The 20,642-nt window shown below is 32.7% G+C and carries 20 protein-coding genes and 1 pseudogene; 5 read left to right on the top strand and 16 right to left on the bottom strand.

Going from position 1 to position 20,642, the window contains the following annotated elements; translation table 11 throughout:
• Window positions 1-2: 2 nt before the first annotated feature.
• Entirely contained in the window at window positions 3-137 is a 135-nt protein-coding gene (locus tag GC105_RS17395) for a hypothetical protein (protein ID WP_281350047.1), read from the bottom strand.
• A gap of 391 nt (window positions 138-528) precedes the next feature.
• Here GC105_RS17395 and GC105_RS00345 point away from each other — a divergent pair, with 391 nt between their 5' ends.
• The 3 genes from GC105_RS00345 (at window position 529) to GC105_RS00335 (ending at window position 2,055) form a co-directional block, all read left to right on the top strand.
• The gene (locus GC105_RS00345) at window positions 529-777 is read left to right on the top strand and encodes a helix-turn-helix transcriptional regulator (RefSeq protein ID WP_152800553.1); all 249 of its coding nucleotides are present in this window, start codon (window positions 529-531) and stop codon (window positions 775-777) included.
• Window positions 764-1,216, top strand: a complete 453-nt coding sequence (gene def, locus GC105_RS00340) for a peptide deformylase (RefSeq protein ID WP_152800552.1) — start codon at window positions 764-766, stop codon at window positions 1,214-1,216. Before GC105_RS00345 ends, def begins: the two co-directional genes overlap by 14 nt.
• Before the next feature lie 347 nt (window positions 1,217-1,563).
• On the top strand, window positions 1,564-2,055 hold the full coding sequence (locus GC105_RS00335; RefSeq protein WP_152800551.1) for a spore coat protein: 492 nt from the start codon (window positions 1,564-1,566) through the stop codon (window positions 2,053-2,055).
• 311 nt (window positions 2,056-2,366) lie between these two features.
• Here GC105_RS00335 and GC105_RS00330 read toward each other — a convergent pair whose 3' ends face one another.
• The 6 genes from GC105_RS00330 to GC105_RS00305 all read right to left on the bottom strand — a co-directional run bounded on the left by GC105_RS00330 (window position 2,367) and on the right by GC105_RS00305 (window position 8,386).
• The gene (locus tag GC105_RS00330; protein WP_152800550.1) at window positions 2,367-3,692 is read right to left on the bottom strand and encodes an FAD-dependent oxidoreductase; all 1,326 of its coding nucleotides are present in this window, start codon (window positions 3,690-3,692) and stop codon (window positions 2,367-2,369) included.
• A gap of 15 nt (window positions 3,693-3,707) precedes the next feature.
• The gene (locus tag GC105_RS00325) at window positions 3,708-5,048 is read right to left on the bottom strand and encodes a TRAP transporter large permease (protein WP_152800549.1); all 1,341 of its coding nucleotides are present in this window, start codon (window positions 5,046-5,048) and stop codon (window positions 3,708-3,710) included.
• Window positions 5,039-5,530: a TRAP transporter small permease gene (locus tag GC105_RS00320; RefSeq protein WP_152800548.1), complete on the bottom strand. Its 492-nt coding sequence runs from the start codon at window positions 5,528-5,530 to the stop codon at window positions 5,039-5,041. Before GC105_RS00320 ends, GC105_RS00325 begins: the two co-directional genes overlap by 10 nt.
• Window positions 5,531-5,624: 94 nt before the next feature.
• Window positions 5,625-6,677, bottom strand: coding sequence for a TRAP transporter substrate-binding protein (locus GC105_RS00315; protein ID WP_152800547.1), 1,053 nt, complete (start codon window positions 6,675-6,677; stop codon window positions 5,625-5,627).
• Between the two features lie 24 nt (window positions 6,678-6,701).
• Window positions 6,702-7,118 carry an aconitase X swivel domain-containing protein gene (locus GC105_RS00310; RefSeq protein WP_152800546.1) on the bottom strand — a complete coding sequence of 139 codons (417 nt, stop codon included), beginning with the start codon at window positions 7,116-7,118 and terminating at the stop codon, window positions 6,702-6,704.
• On the bottom strand, window positions 7,115-8,386 hold the full coding sequence (locus tag GC105_RS00305) for an aconitase X (RefSeq protein WP_152800545.1): 1,272 nt from the start codon (window positions 8,384-8,386) through the stop codon (window positions 7,115-7,117). The genes GC105_RS00310 and GC105_RS00305 overlap by 4 nt, the downstream gene beginning before the upstream one ends.
• 234 nt (window positions 8,387-8,620) lie before the next feature.
• Here GC105_RS00305 and GC105_RS00300 point away from each other — a divergent pair, with 234 nt between their 5' ends.
• On the top strand, window positions 8,621-9,559 hold the full coding sequence (locus GC105_RS00300) for a LysR family transcriptional regulator (protein WP_152800544.1): 939 nt from the start codon (window positions 8,621-8,623) through the stop codon (window positions 9,557-9,559).
• 311 nt (window positions 9,560-9,870) lie between these two features.
• Here GC105_RS00300 and GC105_RS00295 read toward each other — a convergent pair whose 3' ends face one another.
• From GC105_RS00295 to GC105_RS00265, 7 genes are all read right to left on the bottom strand, one after another.
• On the bottom strand, window positions 9,871-10,506 hold the full coding sequence (locus GC105_RS00295) for a class II aldolase/adducin family protein (RefSeq protein ID WP_152800543.1): 636 nt from the start codon (window positions 10,504-10,506) through the stop codon (window positions 9,871-9,873).
• 16 nt (window positions 10,507-10,522) lie between these two features.
• A complete protein-coding gene (locus GC105_RS00290; RefSeq protein WP_152800542.1) occupies window positions 10,523-11,368 on the bottom strand; it encodes an L-ribulose-5-phosphate 3-epimerase in 846 nt (281 codons plus the stop codon).
• A gap of 18 nt (window positions 11,369-11,386) precedes the next feature.
• Complete coding sequence (locus GC105_RS00285) at window positions 11,387-12,649, bottom strand: PTS galactitol transporter subunit IIC (protein WP_152800541.1); 1,263 nt, start codon at window positions 12,647-12,649, stop codon at window positions 11,387-11,389.
• Window positions 12,649-12,960 carry a PTS sugar transporter subunit IIB gene (locus tag GC105_RS00280; protein WP_152800540.1) on the bottom strand — a complete coding sequence of 104 codons (312 nt, stop codon included), beginning with the start codon at window positions 12,958-12,960 and terminating at the stop codon, window positions 12,649-12,651. The genes GC105_RS00285 and GC105_RS00280 overlap by 1 nt, the downstream gene beginning before the upstream one ends.
• A gap of 13 nt (window positions 12,961-12,973) precedes the next feature.
• Window positions 12,974-13,435, bottom strand: a complete 462-nt coding sequence (locus GC105_RS00275; protein WP_152800539.1) for a PTS sugar transporter subunit IIA — start codon at window positions 13,433-13,435, stop codon at window positions 12,974-12,976.
• Window positions 13,410-16,358, bottom strand: coding sequence for a sigma 54-interacting transcriptional regulator (locus GC105_RS00270; protein ID WP_343029908.1), 2,949 nt, complete (start codon window positions 16,356-16,358; stop codon window positions 13,410-13,412). Before GC105_RS00270 ends, GC105_RS00275 begins: the two co-directional genes overlap by 26 nt.
• 185 nt (window positions 16,359-16,543) lie before the next feature.
• Window positions 16,544-16,777 carry a hypothetical protein gene (locus GC105_RS00265; protein ID WP_152800537.1) on the bottom strand — a complete coding sequence of 78 codons (234 nt, stop codon included), beginning with the start codon at window positions 16,775-16,777 and terminating at the stop codon, window positions 16,544-16,546.
• Window positions 16,778-16,814: 37 nt separating this feature from the next.
• Between GC105_RS00265 and GC105_RS17765 the strand changes: the two are divergent.
• Window positions 16,815-17,015: pseudogene (locus GC105_RS17765) on the top strand (DUF8195 domain-containing protein); the annotation flags it as partial.
• 61 nt (window positions 17,016-17,076) lie between these two features.
• Here GC105_RS17765 and GC105_RS00255 read toward each other — a convergent pair.
• Window positions 17,077-17,775 (bottom strand): ABC transporter ATP-binding protein, encoded by a 699-nt coding sequence (locus tag GC105_RS00255; protein ID WP_152800536.1) that lies wholly within the window; start codon window positions 17,773-17,775, stop codon window positions 17,077-17,079.
• A 15-nt stretch (window positions 17,776-17,790) separates the two neighbouring features.
• A complete protein-coding gene (locus GC105_RS00250) occupies window positions 17,791-20,286 on the bottom strand; it encodes an ABC transporter permease (protein ID WP_193708207.1) in 2,496 nt (831 codons plus the stop codon).
• Between the last annotated feature and the right edge of the window lie 356 nt (window positions 20,287-20,642).

Here is a 20,642-nt window from a genome sequence, read left to right as displayed (position 1 = left end):
GTTTACCAATCTGGCAGCCGTTGAAAATAGAAAGGTAACAGACCCACTGTTTCTCCCAACTCCACTGGATCAATTTCGTCTTTTAAATGTACTTCAATGTAATCTATCGCTAATTGAATTGCTTCCCATGCGTGCATGGCCTATCCTCCTTCCCCATATGTTTTGCATATGTATTTTCTTTACAGCTTACATAATACCATTTTCTATATATGATAGCTTGACAGCCAATGCTCTTTTTGATAAAAGCTGTCGTAAATTTTTTTTTGAGCCATACATCGGTATATATAACCTCCGCAGCATGGTCAATTTGAGTAGGAGGCATCAGCAATTTTATTATTCGCTTGTCTGGTGTTTACCCTAACAATTATATATCTGGCAAGTGCTTGAGATGTAGAATAACATCATGACGTATACCTATACTAACCATTAACAAAATGTAATGTTAACTTGACACTTACAGTTACTGCTGATAAAATTAAAGTAAGGTTAACATTACTTTATATGTAGAACAAGGAGAAAAATGGACTTATGAAAAATCGTATTAAGGAACTACGAGAGCAAAAAGGGCTGACTCAGGAGCAACTGGGTAAGCTAATAGGCACATCTAGACAGGCTATAAATGCCATTGAGACAGAGAAGTTTGAGCCATCTATCTGGATTGCATATGACATTGCCCAGGCGTTTGGCTGTGCAATTGAGGAAGTTTTTTTATTTGAAGAAAGCACTAAAAAATCACGTGCCGAAATAAGCAGGAGGGATCATAATGGCAATTCGTAAGATTCGTTTTGATGGTGATGAATTACTTACAAAGAGATGTAAGGACGTTACTGCCGTGGATGATCATATCCGCAGTCTTCTGGAAGATATGATGGATACACTTCACATAACTCCTAATGGTGCTGCATTAGCAGCTAATCAAGTGGGGCTCTTACGTCGGCTTGTAGTAATCGATTTTGATGATAAGTATCTAAAACTAGTGAACCCTAAAATTATTGGGAGCAGCGGTGTCCAGGAATGTATTGAAGGGTGCCTAAGTTATCCGGGCCGCTTTGGAAAAACTATTCGCCCACAGTCGGTCACAATTCAAGCACTTGACGAAAACGGAAAGGAAATGATTTTAACTGGCGAAGGAGAAATGGCAAAATGTTTTTGCCATGAAATCGAGCATTTGGATGGTGAGGTTTTTCTAGATAAGTTTATTGAGTTTTTAGAGTAAATTTGTTTGTGGAAGCACGGCCAAATAGTACCTTGTTTCATCGTAAAAGATAGATTATTCAATACATTCATTTTACTCTGGCTTTTTTGAGCCACTACTTCATGATATGAAAAGTGAAGAAGCTATTTTTTATCTATAGGCATAAATAGAAGCATCTTATATGAAAATTAGAAATGAACTCTTTTATCTACTACACTACTACATTATCACTAGTCCATTTTTAGTAAAGTCAATAGTAAAAATTTTGAAGATGATAAGTAACCATAAACACTTATATTCTCTTTTGTTGTTTATTTATTAGTATAAAATAATAAGATTAATACAAAATAAGAGTGGAGGTGGATGATATGGATATAACATTATCACAAAAAGAAAGATTGTTGCTAGAGGATCAAAAAAGCCATGAACAAATATGTATCGAAAAATATTCAAATTATGAAAGTCAGGCGAAAGACACTCAGTTAAAACAAATATTCAAGGCCAATGGAGAAGCAGAAAAAACACATTTGGATAGTATTAATCAATTATTAAGTGGTACCATTCCTCAACTGAACCAACAACAAAGCCAAAACCCAGAACAAAGTATGGGTTCTCAAAGTTCAACTAATAATTCGAATAATGCTCAATCATCAGGTGGTATAACTACATCCGATAAAGATATATGTACAGACCTGTTAATGACTGAAAAATATGTTTCAAGTACCTATGACACTACAATTTTTGAGTTTAGAGATACCCGAGTTCGTGATGTATTAAATCATATCCAAAAAGAAGAGCAAAAACATGGAGAAGCTATTTCACAGTATATGGAAAGTAAAGGAATGTATGATATCCAATAAGGAATTAGACTTTAAATATAAAAGATGAATTTGGTAGTAAAATAGTTGAAAATATAGACTTTGTGTCCTATTTTCAAAACTTCAAAGAGTTACTACCAAATTTCCTTCATTAAGGCTCAGTGTCCAATAAATGAACCGAGAGTGTGAAATAATCTCTGTAAATTAGCTTTTTATGATAAGAATTTGATTGGTTAGGCTATCTCAAAAAGATGCCTAACCTTTTTATAATATATGTTTATCTAAATTATTGTAAGAAGGATTATTTTTATATCAGATATCCCAACAATAATTTCTGGGAATAGTTAAAGCTCTCAACATGGCTGTTTGTTACCCATATATAAGCGATCTACTCTCTCAATATTATCATTGACACGATTTTGAAGTTCTAGTATATCTATATCATGGATACTACCATTATCAGCCAAATCTAGCGCATGAGCGGCTGCGATACCCATTGCCATGCAAGGCCCCATAACTCTGACGCTAGACAATGCTATCAAATCTGCGTCTATACACCTACCTGCAGCAACTAAGTTGTCAATATCCGGTGGCGTCATTGAACTGAAAGGAACATAGTGTACATGCTCACTTTCAAAAGGTTCCCATTGGTGTGTCTCCAATGTATCATGCAACTCTATAGGCCATGTGGTTCTAGCTATAGAATCTTTAAACTTAACTCCTTGTCTAACTTCCTCAGCAAGTAGTTGTTTTTTTCCCACAATCCATCTTGTTTGTCGAATCCCCAATTGTCCATATGCATGAATAGTAGAATTTTTTAAAGCTTGTGGATATTCTTCCTTTAAGAATGCATAGGCTTTATCTGCTCGCCTTTTACCATTAATACTAGCCATTGATGCACCCACAGGATCTAATGGTGTTTCTATATGAGTCATATTTACTATTATTCTATCTTTAGAAGGAAAGAGAAATACCAATCCATCATGCCTTTCTAAACCAAATTTTTGACCTTTGCTTTTAATCGTTTTTTTAATTTCTTCTTCGCTAGGTAAATTTTCAAAATTAACCTTTTCAATAATTATCATTTGAGTACCATAAACTGGACCAACATCAGATTCTCTACAGGGCAATCCAGCAGAATATGTTAACGCTGCATCACCTGTTGCATCTACAAAACCCTTTGCCGCAACAGAGATTTTTCCATAACGACTTGTAAAATCTACACTTTTAATGCGGCGGTTCTTCACAATGACTTGATCAATATTTGCTCCTGTGATAGCAGTAATTTTATTACTTATAATTTGATTTTCAATCCATCTTATTAAAGCCTGTTCATCATAAGCAATTGATATCGTTACACCACTATCTCTAAAATAAATAGAGTTTTCCTCATTTAGATCTCTTAGTAGTTCTTCCACTAATCCATAAGTGAATAAATAGTTTGGAGTTGTCCGAGAATATAATCCACAGAAAAGACCAATCATGGAATTTGTAGATTGACCACCAACTACTGGTAAAGAATCAACTAATATTACTTTTTTTCCAAGTCTTGCTGCTTGTATTGCAGCCATATATCCACTACTTCCAGCACCTACTACGCAAACATCCGCTTCCAAACACTGTATATTATTATCTACTTTTTGAACAACTTTGCTTTTATTTTTTATGATACGATTCATAAAATTCCCCCTTTTTTATACAGAAAATCCTAATATTCTAGGAAGCCATAAAGATACTTCTGGTACAAAAGTAACTAATATAAGAACTGGTATGCATCCGATTAACAATAGTGGTTTAAGTGGAGTCATCATATCTGTAATTTCAATTCCACTTGCCTTTGATGCGATAAATAAATTCATAGCCATAGGTGGCGTAACTGTACCAATTCCAACACAAACAAACATAATCACTGCTAATTGTGTTATTGGCATACCAATCATTTCAGCTGTTGGTATTAGCATAGGCGTGATGACAAGGATTAGGACGCCTGCATCTAAAAACATACCAGAAATAACTAGAATTAAATCTATCAGTAACATAATGATAATCACATTGGATGTGATACTTGCTATTCCACCTGCAATCGTTTGGGGAACTTGATTTAATATTAGATATCTACTAAATATAGCTACCATAGGTAAAATAATCATAAAACTTCCCATACTTTGGCCTGTTTCTTTGAAAACACTAAATATATTCTTAAGACCTAAAGTTTTATATAATAGTCCAACGATAAGGGCATATATACCTGCTACGGCACCTGCTTCTGTTGGTGAAAATAGTCCACTATATATTCCTGCAAATATAATGACCATCATAATAATTGCTGGAATGGCCCTTAGCAAAGCTTTAAATAAATTTGACCAATAACCACTTTCCTTGTCTTGTAGAACTTCGTTAGTCGTAATAGCCGTAAACTCAGTATGACCTATAGCATTTTTCGGATGATACCATTTCGTGTAAATTATTCTATTTATGATCATAAGCAATCCACCCCAAATAACACCAGGAATTACTGTTGCCATAAATAACGCTGCAACACTAACATTTGCTACAGAAGAAAATAATATGGCGTTCATATTAGGAGGAATCATATATCCTAATGAAGCCGAACAAGCCAGCATTGTCGCAGTGTATCTCTTATCCCAACCCATTCTAGTTAATTTAACAAGCATTATCTTGCTAAGTGCTGAAATTGTTGCAGTACCTGATCCATTTACTGCACCAAATAGCATAGAGGCTACTGGAATCGTCGCACCCATAGCACCTTTAAATTTTTTTAATAAAGCATCAGCTAATTCAATAAGTCTATCTGCAATACCTGCTTTATCCATTAGACTCCCTGCAAGCATAAACAGTGGTATTGCCAGAATAGAACTTTTTTCTAGTGCAAAGAATGCGGTGCTTGCTACTGAATCTAAAGATGTTCCTGACCATAGTAAATATATGATGGCACCAGCTAAAAAACTTGCATTTACTGACATCCCGAAAGCTATTAAAATCAATATAAGTAAGGCTGATATTCCTATTTCCATGCTATTACCTCCTTAATACCAACTATAATATCCTTGGTATAATATATTGTCATAATTATTGTACTAAACATCATCAGTCCCATCAGTATCCAGTAGGGCATCTTTAACCCTGCAGTAGTGTAATCCATTTCTAAGTTGTATCTAATGACATCAAGAGCGAGTATAGAAAAAATAGCAAAAGCAATTGCTGTAATCAAAGTAGTAATTATATTAATGATTTTAGTTGTTTTTAGGTCTTTAATAAATAACGCAAATAAATTTAAACTTATGTGCCCTTTCCTTTTTACATGCATAGCAGCTGTCAACCAAGTACACACGATCATCATATATGTAGGAAATTCTTCAAATCCACCAATAGAAAAATGATAGAACCGTGCTAACACTTGGAAAAACACGATAAAAAGAATGAGTATCATAGCAACAGTCACTAGTGAATTTACTATTTTTTCGATTCCTTTATCTGCTAATTTTAATAAGTTCATTAGATCACTCCTTATTAAGAATATAATAGATTAGTAGAGATCAAACTTTCAATACCGATGGTTCCGTTCTCTACTAATCTATTGAATAACAATTTTATTTTGAACCTTCTTTAGCTAGTTTTTTAATATTATCGTAAAGTTCTTCTCCCACAGTAGTACGAATGTTATTGGATATACTATCTGCATAATCTATCCATGTTTGACGCTCTTGGTCTGTAAGATTATGTACGGTTACTCCAAACCCTGATTCAAGAGTTTCAAGTGCCTTATTATTGTCTAATATAGAATTTTCAGTTTGAAAATATGCGGCGTCCCAAGCACATTCAGAAACAATCTTTTGTAAATCTTCTGGCAAACTCTTATATGCTTCTTGATTGACAACAAAACTAGCACCATTTGCCCATTGCCAATTTATATCACTATAATTTTTAGCAACCTCATAATATTTTCTCGTAACAATTGAATCCGCAGAAAACTCTAAGCCATCTATAGCATTTGTTTGTAGTGCAGTATACACGTCCCCTACAGCCATTGGAGTAGCATTACAAATGCCTTTCCAGAATGAATTCACTATCTCATCTTCATATGTCCTAATTTTTAAGTCACGAACATCTTCAATTTTTCCAACTTCATGTTTTCCATTAAGCAATCCTCGTATATTCCCTACACCCATTGACAGCAATATGGAATTATGACTCTCGAATAACTTTGCACTGGATTTGAAAAATTCTCCATCAGGGTCAACTACTACCTTTTTCACATCTTCGTAATCCGTAAATAAAAATGGTATGTTCCAAACTCCAAAGGCTTTATCAATAGTTGACATAGGTTGACCATAATAAATTTGAGTTTCACCACGTTCCATTTGTTGAAATCCATCATTTGCATTCCCTAAAACCCCACCATAAAAACCTTCAATCACTAATCGTCCTTCAGATTTTTCGTTGACATCTTTAATGAACTTTTCCATAGAAGCGCCTAAACTTTTATAAGTGATATCACCTCCAGCAGGATCTGTATAGATCGTTGACATTATCCATTTGACTGGCTTGTCACCACCTGTCTCTTTACTGTCATTATTCCCACAAGCTGTAAGAGAAATGACCATTGCTACTAATACTACAAAAGAAATAAACTTTTTAAACATAAAATCTCCCCCTAATTATACTTTCTATTTTTTAGTTGTTTCTACAATACCTTTATCTCCATCAACTTTAACCCAGTCTCCTGTTTGAATTACTTTTGTAGGATCCTGATCTAAACCTGTAACAGCAGGACATCGGGTCACTACACTTCCTAATGCGATTTTTGTCGACATTTCGTTAAATATCATAGCAGCTGGTGCAAATCCATTAGTTCTTGCTTGATGGAATGCGCCAGACCACCCTGATGAACCCTTTGCTCCTTGATAAACTAATACTTTCCCAGCAATTGATTTACCAGCCAACTCATGCCTCAAATCTATGATCATACCTGTAGTAGGCTCAATGCCACCCCATCCAGATATATACTCGGAGGTTACAAGTGCTTCCCCTTCTGCTATACCACCTACAACTTTCTTTCCCTGCAATACGATTATTCCACTCAATTAAATTTACCTCCCCATTTACCTGTAACTGCTGCTTCTACGCAATCATCTACCGATCCGTACCAAGCCTCTATTCCAGTAATATTTGGTAAGTAATGTCCTTGCTTTGCGGAATCAGTAGCCATAACGCTAGATCCTCGTGGCTTGAACCTACCAATGGCTGGACAGCAATCTTTCATTAATAAGCCACCAAAGTCTTCAATGGTTTTTTGAAAACCATTTCTATTCGCTAAGTCTTTAATAGATTGAGGGGTAAATACCCAAAAACTAACACCTTCTTTAACATGTTTTCCTTCTAGTTTCTTACAAAGATCCCAAACCTGTTCAATAGAATAATGTGGACATCCTAACATAATAAAATCTACATTTTCATTATCTCCGATTGAATTTAGCAAATTATAAGCATTTAATTTTTCATTAACTCCATAATTCAATTCTTCAATTGGCGTTCTTCCACCAAAGGCTTCCTCAACGGTGTTCGCATCTGAAGTAATTCCAGGAATGTGGTATAGTTCAATTCCCCCAGCTGATGCCGCAGCTGCACCAAAATGTTTGAGCATATCACGAGTTGGAGTCTTTTTAATACCATCTAATACTGGAATCTTATCTAATACTGTTTTTCCAACATAATAGCCCAATAAACCCCAATCTTCCATTGTAATTGGTTGTTCATCAACATGTATTAGATGGGTTCCATATCGATTTTCCGTAATATGCAAACCCCAATAAGGGATCTTCCCTGTTAACATTGCAGAAGTAGTACTTTCCCTTCCCTCACAATTTGTACGTGCACCTAACACACTATTTATATATACAACAGCAGAGGATTCCATCCAAGCACAATGTTCTCCTTTCACAGGAACATTCCCCACTTGATATGGAGTACAAGTACACATTACTTGAATCCCAAGATTAGCAAGATAATCGATATTGCTCTTGTAAAGCTCATACTCTTCGTCTGATTTTCCTGCTAATTTATAATACTCAGGATCCATAGAAGTCTCAAATTGACAAGATGAGACTTTCACTGGAGGCAGTTTTACAGTTACATCACTATCCATACACATTTCTGAGAAAGCACCATCAAAAGAATTAAATCTTTTATACTGCTCTAGATTAGCAATCATATAACCACCTACATTTGTTGTATCAATGAATTTTTCTGCTCCCAATGCTTCTCCATACCTTACAAGCATTTCCATAGCTTTTTGTACAGCTTCACCTTCCTGTCCCTCTAGCATAGCCTTCTCACTATTAGTTAATTTCATAAATACCTCCTTGAATATATTACTTTATCTCTTAACAACCACTGTAATATTCGAATTATAAAAATTAATTCCTACAATACATACTCAATTTCACCTCCAATATTTTAAATATTCGCTATATTGCAAGAATCTAATCTTTCCTGTAAAATAAGTATATATTAACTATCATTTATAGTGAAATCGTTTGTAAGAATACTAATATTCCATTCAGGAATAGTTGAGGAGGACAATATTATGAATTTAACACAAATTAAATATTTTATTGCAGCTGGAAAATACCTTAATTTTACAAAAGCTGCTGAAGAATTGTTTACTACTCAACCCACAATTAGCAAACAAATTGATTCTTTAGAGAAAGATCTTGGATTTAAACTATTTGAAAGAAATAGAAAAAAAATGAAATTAACACCATGTGGTGACATATTATTAGAAGAATTTCAAAAAGTAATAGTGAATCTTGAAAAAGCAATCAGCAGAGCAAATCAGGTGCATTCTGGTAATGGAGGACACCTTAATATTGGTTTTCCAACATCTTTGGATATCACAGGCATATTACCAGGAGTTTTTAAACAATTCACTGTGCTATATCCAGATATCATTCTAGATCTTTTTACATATAATTTTAAAAATCTAAAAACTAAGCTTATTGAAGATGACTTAGATTTAATACTTACTAGATCTTTTGAAAAGATTAGTGATGACTCAAAATTTATTAGCAAAATACCTATCTCACGATCTAACCCAAGAGTATATTTTAACAAACAATCTTTAAATTTACCTGATACATATACATTTGAGGACCTAAAGAATATTCCTCTCATTCTATTGGGAGATAATGAATTTGTCTTAGGAAATAAATACGTACTTGCCCTAGCTTTAAAATATGGTCTTAATACTACAAATATAATTAGAGCAAATACTTTAGAAACAATGTTTGTATATATTGAATCTGGTGCAGGAATATCTATTTTAGGATCTAGTTATCAAATATTTAAAAGTAACAATATCTCCAATTGGGAACTGGAAGAACGAAAAAACCAAGTTGGCACGGATATGTTCTGGAAATCTGAAACTCAAAATCATTCAGTAGAAGTTTTCATTAACTATATAAAAAATTATCTCAAAACTATGGATTTAAAACGTAAAAATCAAATCAATTCTGTATTGAAATAACCCATAAAAATACAAATCATGTTTTCTGCGTATCTTTAGAGAAATTCAGATATGAAGCCATCAGGGACGGTTAGTCCCCATTGGCTATGCTTTTCTCATCATCTCTACAAATTTACCTCTATTTCATCTTAATAAATATATTCACATAGATTTCTGTTGCACTCTTCTTATCGAAAACTAATATTCAGTAGGGGGCAATGAATAAAACCCATACTGAATAAAGTTTCACTTTATCATATTTTTTAAATCAATTTCAATTTATTGGTCGTAAAAGTCAACGTCCTCATGAGGTATTTGCAACGATTTACATTTTATTGTCCATAAATATTTTGAAAAATATAGTTGGCATCTTCTATTTGTTTTTCATTCAATAACACAGGCTGACCTATACTTTTTGCTAAATAATATACTTTACAAGTATCTTCAAACATAACAGCAGCAGTTAATGCATGCTTAATATCTTTTCCAAAAGCAAGTACTCCATGATTTTTCAGCAGTATTGCTTTTTTATCTCCTAATACCTTTAAAACATTTAATCCAAAATCATCAGAACCAACAGGTGCATATTCTGCAACCACTACCTCTCCACCGATTTCATTTGCCATAGTTGTTTGAGCAACCAGTACTTTTTCATTTAAAATTGCAAAGCAACTAGCATATGGAGAGTGAGTGTGAATAATGCTATGTATATCTTTTCTTTCTCTATATATTTGCAAATGAGCTATGGTATCTGATGATGGTTTTCTTTTACCTTCTACAACATTACCATCAAGATCAAGAAGTACTATGTCATCTGCTTCTAAATCTTTGTACTCTATCCCGCTTGGTGTAATTGCAACTATATTTGTATCTGGGTTTCGATAACTCACATTTCCACCCGTTAAAGTTATTAACTTATACTCCGCTAATCTGAGTCCTGCATTAATCAGTTCTTTTCTAATATCCAAAATTATCACTCCTTTGTCAATAGTAACAAGCTAACTTCATTTTTTCCTCAATCATTCTTCTTGCATAAATCATTTTTTCCACATAATCATCATTGTCGTCTGACCACATTTCAATAACAAAAGGTCCTTTATAACTAATTTTATTGAGTATCTTAAACGCTTCTTCAAAATCAACAATTCCTTTACCAAAATCTATTCTTCTAAACACCTGCTCGATAGTATCTTTTAAATGCATTCCTACAATATGTTTTTGGATTGCTCCCAACTCTTCTTCCATATTTAAATGCCATGCTGATATATTTCCAACATCAGGATAACATTGAAGAAATGGCGATTTGATTTCTTCTATATAATCCATTATTTTAGTTGGTGTATTTATAAATATAGTATCCATATTTTCTATAGCTAAAACTACATTTGCCTTCCTTGCTAATTCGGTAGCTTTAAACAGATTTTCCTTAAATATCTTCTTTGTTTCTTCAGTGCTTTCACTATAGTAGACATCATAACCAGCTATCTGTATCACTCTAATTCCGAAATCTATAGAAAACTGGATCGCCTTCTCCATGATTTCCATACCTTTTTCTCTAATTTCTATTAATCCGCTACCAATCGGATATTTTCTATGAACGCTTAAGCACATACTAAGTATAGGTATTTCTGTTCTTTTCATAGCGTCTTTCAGTTCTATTTTCTGACTTTTATCCCAGTACAATCTCTCAAGTCGATCTTCACATTCATCAATACAAATCTCTAAAAAATCATAGCCACATACTGAACAGATTGTTAACTTCTCCATCCAATCAAGTTTGCTAGATAATGCTTTTTCATAAATACCAATGGGAATCTTATTTATATTCATTATGCAAATCCTCCATGACTATTTAAATATGCTAAATATTTGCCATATAATAAGGGTTATAGGATTGGTAGAACCAACAAAACTTGATAAAGTTGTTGTACCTTCTGGCATTGGAAATCCTGAAGCAATAGCCATTACAGTATGGGTAGGTGCATTGAATGTACCACTATATAGTGCAAATACACATAATAAAGTTCCTATTACCACATTTCTAAAAACATTTCCTTTCGTAATTATATTTAACATGCATATCATAAATGGTATTGTTGCTAAATCTCCGAAAGGAAGCATTTTATTTCCTGGTAAGATTATTGCTAAACCTATAGCAATGGGTACTAATAATAATGAAGATGCTATAACTGCCGGATCACCAACTGCTATTGCAGAGTCAAGTCCGATTGTAAACTCTCTATCTGGATATTTTTTTGTGAAAAATTCCTTAGCTGCATCTGAAACAGGAATTAATCCTTCCATAAGAATTCCAACCATTCTAGGCAATAACATCATTACTGCTGACATCATTACTCCTAAATTCAATATTTTTGAAATGTCATAACCAGCCATTGCTCCAATACCTGATCCAAGGATAACTCCCATTACAATTGGCTCTCCAAGTAGTCCGAATTTTTTAGAAATAGTTCCAGGATCTGCTTTAATATTTTTAATACCTGGTAGTATATCCATTAACTTATTGATAGGCCATCCTAGTAGTGCATAACCATTTGATAAAATATGTGGAATTGAAACTCCTTCATATCCGTAATGTTTTTGGAAATGTTTAGCAGTTAAGTCTCCGCTTTTCAAACCAACTATCATAGCTACACCAGCTGCTGCGTAGCCAAGGAAAATATTATTGGTTGTTCCATATACCAATGTACCGACAAAGGTAAAATGCCAATAATTAAATATATCTACATCGATTACATTAGTTAATTTAGTTACAATCATAAGAGCGTTAATTGCCAATCCCAATGGAATGATAAAAGCCCCAATTTTCGAAGCAAAAGCTATACTTCCAGTCGCTGGCCATCCAGCATCTAATACTGTTAAGTTAACTCCAAATCTAGTAACCATTGCTTGAGCAGCCGGACCTAAATTACTCACAAAGATTCCAAGTATTGCACCTATTCCAACAAAACCAATACCAATTGTTATACCACTTCTTATAGCTCTGCCAGGTTTCTGTCCAAGAACTATAGCGAAAATACTAATAAGTATAGGTAAAAAAACAGAAGCTCCCAATCCAAGAAAGAACTCAAATATACTAGATAACCATTCCATTAAAATCTCTCCCTATCTGCTTTTATAGCATCATAAATTTTTTCTAATACTTTATCAGCTCCAATACCAGTTAAAAAAGGTTTACCATCAAAAATTGGAATATTATTACCTAGATCTTCTACTGCTGTTATAGAAACTATGACATCAGGTTTTATCATTTCTGCTAAAGATGGAATCTCAGCAACTTTACATATTCTCCATTCAACTTTTATTCCTCTTTCTCCACAATAATCTTCAACCTTTTTTGCAACTATTGTTGATGATGCAACACCGCATCCACATGCAACTAATGCTTTTCTCTTAATATCCATTTTTTCCACCCTTTCATCTATTCATATAATAATTTAAACTCTTAAAAATCTTATCCCTACTTAAGACTGATACTTCTGTCATAATATTTTTATCCTGAAATAAAATAGATAACTTACTCAACAATTCTATATGATTGTTAGGATCATCTATCGATAGCATAAAAACAAACTTTACTGGCACTTCCTCTTCAGGCATACCCATTGCTTTAAAAATAATGGGATTAGATAAAATACATACTGCTACTATTGGTTTATTTACATGTATAATATCTGTATGTGGGATTGCAATTCCATACTGTTGCGTTTGTATTCCAGTTGGGAAATTCTTTTCTCTTTCAACTACAGCTTGAATATATGACTCTTTAACATAATTTAATTGATACATCTTTGAAGCAATAAAATCGAGCAATTGATCTTTGTCTTTTATATCTATATCACTGAATATTAAATCAGGATCGAATATTTTTGCATGCATTAACTAACGCCTCCCTTATTTCCTTTGCTGTCATCATATCGTTTATTTTTAAAAAATCAGGTTTTATAATATAGCCTAAGATTGAACTAAATGAATTAAAACAATCTTTATTTACAGCTAACATCACTACAATACTAATCATCTTTTTATCCCATAAGATGGGCTTTTCTAATCTAGCTATCAAGATAGCAGGTACTAATACATTGGTTTCATCAGCATGTGGTATAGCTACTCCACAATCTAGTTCAGTAGTAAAGAGCTCTTCTCTATTTAAAACATCATTCAGAAACTCTTTCCTGACTTTATTTCCTCTAATCAGATGGCTACATAGAATATCTAATATTTCGTCTTTATTACAACTTCTTAAATCCAAATATATATTTTCTTCACAAATTAAATCTTCAACGTTTAACTCTCGTTTAATACTTACAGTTTTTTGTGGAATGTTATAATTAGTTAGTTGTTTTAAATTATCTATACCCTCCCCTATTAAAATGTCTTGAGCTGAAATGAAAGGAATATTATAAACATTAGGGTTAATTGTTCCTATTATAGTAACTATTTTTTTTATTTTTTTAATTCTATTAAGTTCCAAATCAATTCTTGGAAATTCAATAATTCCTTTTGTTTCAATAGTAAATTGATTTTCTAAATCGCTTATTTCATAAATGATTTTGTCTTTCAAAACTTTAGCTGTCCCATCACCCGTTACACAGATACATAAGATTATAGGCTTGCTGTTATAATCAGAGCTAATATCATAATCATAAGTTTCTTCAATTCTATATGAAGTCTCATTTATCACTGATTCCGTAATTTCATCTATACTTATATCTGGAAGTATAGCCCTTCTTATTACCTCGATTGCTAATACTGTATCTACTCTTGTTAATGTCCTTATTTCAATCCCAGTTTCCTTCGCGATAAGATCTCCAAAGTAAGCTAATGACCCCATGTCGACAAGAATTATTACCCCTTTACCTTCATTCATTTCTTTAGAAGCTTTTATTGCTTCATCAAGTGTTTCTTGCGGGCTCCTATCAAGACTCATATCAATTGCCTTCGCATGATTAATATTCATTAATTTATTAGCTACTTCAGCTATTGCTGTTGCAACTTTTCCGTGAGCAATAATCAACACACCAACTTTAGGCAAATTATCTATATCACCCCTATGACCTGAATTGAAATATATCGCTAATACACTAACTTCCTCTTCGGGTAAATTAATATTGTACTTATCTTTTAAGTATAATGATACTTCCTCTGCCACTTGAAATTCCTTAGGGTAATTAAGCATTATTTCTTCCATATTATTGTTTTGAATTTTCTTTCCATCTTTAAGTCTTTCTATTGTTGCTTTAAAGTGAACCGCTAAACTATATTTGAGGTTGCTCTCTAACTTCCCTAATTTAGCAGAAGCTATATTAAAAATCTCTTCTGTCAAATTTACAATCTGATTTCCAACTATTGATACTAATTCATTCATATCAGTATTGGTTATATAATTCTTTATATTTTTTATGTATTGTTGAATCTTTAGCTCTACTTCTCCACTTACAATTTTATCTATTATCTTTACATCTAATCTTTCAGACATTAAGAATAGATATCTTTCTTCTGTATACCTATATATTTCTTCTGGAAAATTATAAATACTACTATTTACTTTTAGATCTCCTGAATTTCCAGTTGAAGATATCATTACATCATTAGAAACATATTGTTCAACTTTCTCTCTACAATCCCTGATATCAATCAGACCTTGCATTACATAATCCGGTAGATCAGATAAGTTGACAATAACACTTTCACTTTTTTTCGTCAGCTTATTTAAAAGAGCCCTTGCACATGAAACTTGAATATCACTTCTAAGTTGCCCTAAATTTCCATGGCATCTATATAGCATAAGTGCTTTATAAACGTCAGATTTTACTAGTACAGATAATCCAATCCTACTTGCCTCATTTATAAAAAATATTTTAATCAAATTGTAGCGTTCAATTAATGGTCTAGCGTTTAAATTAGGTATCTCTATTACCATAGGAATTCTTCTTTTAAAAGTATCTAATAGGTATGAATCTAACGGTTCAGATGTAGCACTTATTAACATAACTTCGATATCCTTCGATATCTTTGTTTCTCCTAATCTTCTTAATTTCCCCTTATCAATAATCTGGAATAATATTTCCTGACCTTCGTGTGGCAATCTATGAATCTCATCGATAAACAATATGCCTCCATTAGCTTTTTCAACAAGCCCCACCTTATCATTCTCTGCACCTGTAAATGCACCTTTGACATGCCCAAATAACTGAGATAAAAGTAATTGCTGATTCTCCGCATAATCTGCCGCATTGAACACTACAAATGGTGACGAACTATTAAAGTTGCCTGAAGTTATTGCAAATTCAAACATGCAATCTGCAAGTTCGCTCTTGCCTACTCCTGTTGGTCCAGTAATAATTGTGTGTAACCCATGAGGAGGATAAATGACGGCTGCTTTAGCTAATTGGATAATTGCCTTAAGACTTCTGTCATACCCTACTAACTTAGAAAAAATATTATAGTCTTGAGATTTGTCTTTGCTAATGATTTCTTTATTATCAATCTTGTACATTTTTTTTTGATTACTCAATTCTTGTGTATACTTACTTACTGTACTCCTAGATACATCATAACCTATGGCATTTAATTTCTTCGTTAAGTCAACGGTATTTAGGTTTACAGTCTGTGCTAATAAATCTTTAATTTCATTAATAAGATTGCTCTTTCTCCTTTCACGCGAATCTTCAATCCCTAATTTACTTCTTAAAATTGTTACATCTTCTCTTCTAACCATTAGTTCTTTAGCTAACTCTTCGTCTGTTTTAGGTCTTTTTTTGTTTTCATTTGAGATTAACTTTTGTAGTTTTTTCTCCACATTCATTTCCCCCCGCTTTATTAATAGCAATAACCATGCCAATAGATGTTTTTTTTGTCTATAATTTCTAAAGTTGTTTGATAGCAATAGATATAACATCTTACATAAACAAAAAAATTATTTTGTTATGCCATTGGAACAAATAAATCATATTAATAACCAAAAAAAACATTAACTATTTGATTTTAGTGAGATATTTCAATTATAGAAACTTGTTCTTTGTTTCTGATCAACTTAGACTTCATTATTAATATGCTTGTCCTTAGAACGATATCACAATCATTATTTAAATATTTCTTAACGTAAACATTGATGCAAGTTCCTATTGTTTCTTTATTAAAAACTAGGTAGTCGAACCTTATTTCATCGGTTATATAACTACCCTTAACTTGTTGAACAAATTGCTCTAACCAAAACAAATATTCCCATCCTCAGTGTTTCGTTCACTTCAGCACCTATAACTGCAGGACACATTTCAAGTCGATATGGATGCAGGATGGAAGCTATACACCTTATACTTGGCGGATTGATTGCTGGACACCGACTGGAATAATGTCTATGAACCTGACTGACTCAGTAGCCATCAGCAGAAATATTTATACGTATTGGCACAGTGTGCTCCGCAAAACCCACGTGTTTAACGTACTTAATTTTTAGAATAGTGCAAAAATCGTCTTCGACTCATATAAAATGCCACCTACTTAGAGGTGGCATTTTATTATACTACTTGTTCTATAGATTTTTCTCTATCTACAATTTCTCCATCGATTAATTTTATAATAGATGTACCATACTTTGCTGCATTCACAGAGTGAGTTACTTGTATTAATGTTTTTCCGTATTCTTGATTTATCTTTTTAAATAGTTTCATGATTTCTGTTCCCGCTTTAGAATCAAGATTTCCAATTGGTTCATCCAAAAATATGATGTCTGGTTCAAATATTAAGGCTCTTGCTATAGCCACTCTCTGTTGTTGTCCCCCTGACAATTCTCGAGGTGTTAACTTCCTCTTATCTTGCATACCAATTATGTCTATAATATCATCCAGTTTTTTTTGATAATCCTTAAGTTTTTTTCCATCTAATATTATTGGAAGCATAATATTGTCCTCTACACTTAAATTTGGCACCAGATTATAAAATTGAAATACAAAACCTATCTTATTTCTTCTCATCCAACTTATTTCTTTCTTTTTTATGGTACTCAGATCTTTACCATCTATACTCACTGATCCTGAAGTAGGTTTATCTAAACCTCCTAATAGATATAAAAGCGTGGATTTACCACCACCAGATGGACCCATAATAGATATGAATTCTCCCTCTTTCACATTGAAACTTATATCTTTTAGTACCTCGACACTTTCTTTTCCAACTTTAAATGATTTTATTAAATTTTTCACTTCAATTATACTCATGGTAACTTCCTCCTTTTAATCTACCTTTAATTCATTTATTATGGATAATTTATTGCTTTTTAACAATATTGGCAATGAGGCTACTAGTATTAATACTAAGGAGGCTACTGCATATATTGGTACAGCACGAATATCTAATACAATGCTCATTGGCATTTCTATTGCCGTCATTGTTTTCGTCAATAACGACAACCCTAGATAACTATAAGGAATTGCTATGACTACTGACCAAATTACAGATAGTACTGATTCCATAAGTAACATTGTATTTCTGGCACCACTTGACATTCCTACTGAGCTTAACACTGCTAATTCTCTCTTCCTTTGTAGAAATCCAATTATAATATTGTTTAGTACCCCTAAAGCAGCTATGAAAATGGCTAAATAAGAGAATATACTTAACACATCCACAATCATTTGGTTTTGTTCCACATTTTTTTCTTGGAACTCATCTCGCGTAATTGCTGTTGCTCCAAAATCTTTAACCACAGTCTTTAATTGTTCTTTAACAAAGTCTGGAGATTTTGTGGTTTTAAATGATATTCGTTCAGCTTCTACAATATCAAATTCTTTCTCCATTGCATCATTTTTCATTAAAACAAATCGTCCATTGTTGTATACTTTACCATCTATTACTCCAATTATTTCTAAGCCTCTCTTACGGTCATTTACTTCAATTGTAATTTTATCTCCTACTTCTACTTCAAGAGCTCTTTTTAGTTTATCCGTGATAATGATCTGGCTATCTGTTGATTGATCAAATTTTTTATACATTTCACTATATTGATCACTATCTAAGTCTAAGTACCCATTATATTTTTGATATTTTTCACTGTCTATTCCTTCAAGAGATACCATTATATCTTTGTTTGCTGTACCAAATGCTCCCTTTGTAATTTGAATGCTCTCTATATCTACATTTTCATTCTCTTTTATTTTACTCATTAATCTATCTGTTACACTTTCTCCTTCTAACCCTAGTACGCCTTGGAACTCAGTTACTGAGACATCGAAATCCATTTCTTGATACGCGCCAACAACAAGATCCTTCATACTGGTTCCCATAGAGGTAATCATAAATATGGACAACATAGAAATGACAATCAGAGTAATATTCCCCATAAGGACCTTTGACGTCCTTACGTTATTCATTGCGAATAGTAGAACCTTACTTCTTCCTCTACACACCTTAAATAGTACATTGGTTACTAAATCTATTACTTTAGGATACATGAGGACTAAGCCTATTATAGATACGAGTATAAATACGCTACTGAAGGAATTGACCCAAGGGGCATCTAATGAATTTACAAATACTGTAGCGGCTAGAATACTTGTCCCAATGATACATTTTATCCACCCAATACCCATGGATATATTTACATCGTTTAATATAACATCCTTTACTACTAACTTTCTTATTTTTATTATGGGGACTAAAGCCGATATACAGGAGAATACTATGGCGAATATAGTTCCGTATACAAAATAGATTGGTTCTACTGAAAAATGTTCGATAATGCCATATTCTTTTAGTGGAGATAGAAAATAATTGATTAAAAACAAACCTCCATAACCAAGAGCATTTCCAACAATTGCTCCTATTATCCCATATCCTATACTCTCTAAAACAAGTATTCTTTCCACAGCCCACTGGGATGCACCTTGACTTAAAAAGGTTCCTATTACGGATAATCTTTCCGTAATGGTTAATTTAAATGAACCATATATAATAATTGCACTCATAAACAATACTATAGCAAGCATGGCGTATAACATTGATGTAAATGAAGTCATTTCAGCTTCAATAGATTCTACATCAAAGAGTTCTTTCGCCTCAAACTCTGTATTAATGTCATTAAACAACTTTATACTTTCTTTTGAATCTTCTAGTGCTTTATTTGCGGTTACATAGTTGAATTTTTCTTCTACTTGAAATTCATTGGATATATATTCATAAGGAACGATTATTTGATAAGAAGTTTTACTATCATTATAGAAGGTTTTCTCATTGGCACTTATGGCAGTAATCGTAAAATTTTTACTTTCTCCTGCAATAAACACTTCTATTTCATCATTTATTTTTATGTTTTTTTCTTCTGATGTCCTTTTTGATATGATACATTTATTCCCACTAAAATCAGCTATGCTGCCCTCAATCAGTTGATCTTTGCTTATATTTTTGTCTTCTTTTCCTCTAATGGTTACATTATTTATTTCCTCTCCACTAGTTGTTGCTGCCAAGACAATTTCACCTGTTATGCTTTTTAATCCCTCCTTATTTATATCTTCTGTCGTAAAAAAAGGCTCATCCTTAGTAGAAGATATACTTATCTCTTTGCCTTCAAATGATTCCGTTATTGGTTTTTCAAAACTACCTATTGCAATATCTACTGTTCCTGAAACTGTTACTAATAATCCTGTACTCATTGCTATAGCCAAGATCAACAAACAAAATCTTGCTTTCTTCTCTAACATGCTCTTAGCTATATATGTAAAGAATATTTTCAAACCATTTCCCCCTCGCTCAACCATTATGATTGTATTCATGCATTATTTTCCATTAGCCAATCATAATATTGTTATATTAAAACCAGATTAAAAAAATATTAAATACAAACTTAAGTAACATTATAAAATGAAACTTTATTCAGTAGAGGTTTTCTTCCAATGTAGTTCAATTCTATTGACTATCGATATACTCAGTAGAATTAGATATAAGGGAGTCAATAATCTTGGCTGTTGCTTTTAGTTCATATTTTAGTAACTTTCCTAACATAATTTTTTAAAGATCTAATTGTAATATATTGTATTTAAATTGCCAATGTTTAAGATATGTCCCCAGTGGTTATATTAGAATAAATCCA

The organism is Alkalibaculum sporogenes, assembly GCF_009362815.1.
Lineage (GTDB): Bacteria > Bacillota > Clostridia > Eubacteriales > Alkalibacteraceae > Alkalibaculum_A > Alkalibaculum_A sporogenes.
This window is presented reverse-complemented; position numbering and strand designations above follow the sequence as displayed.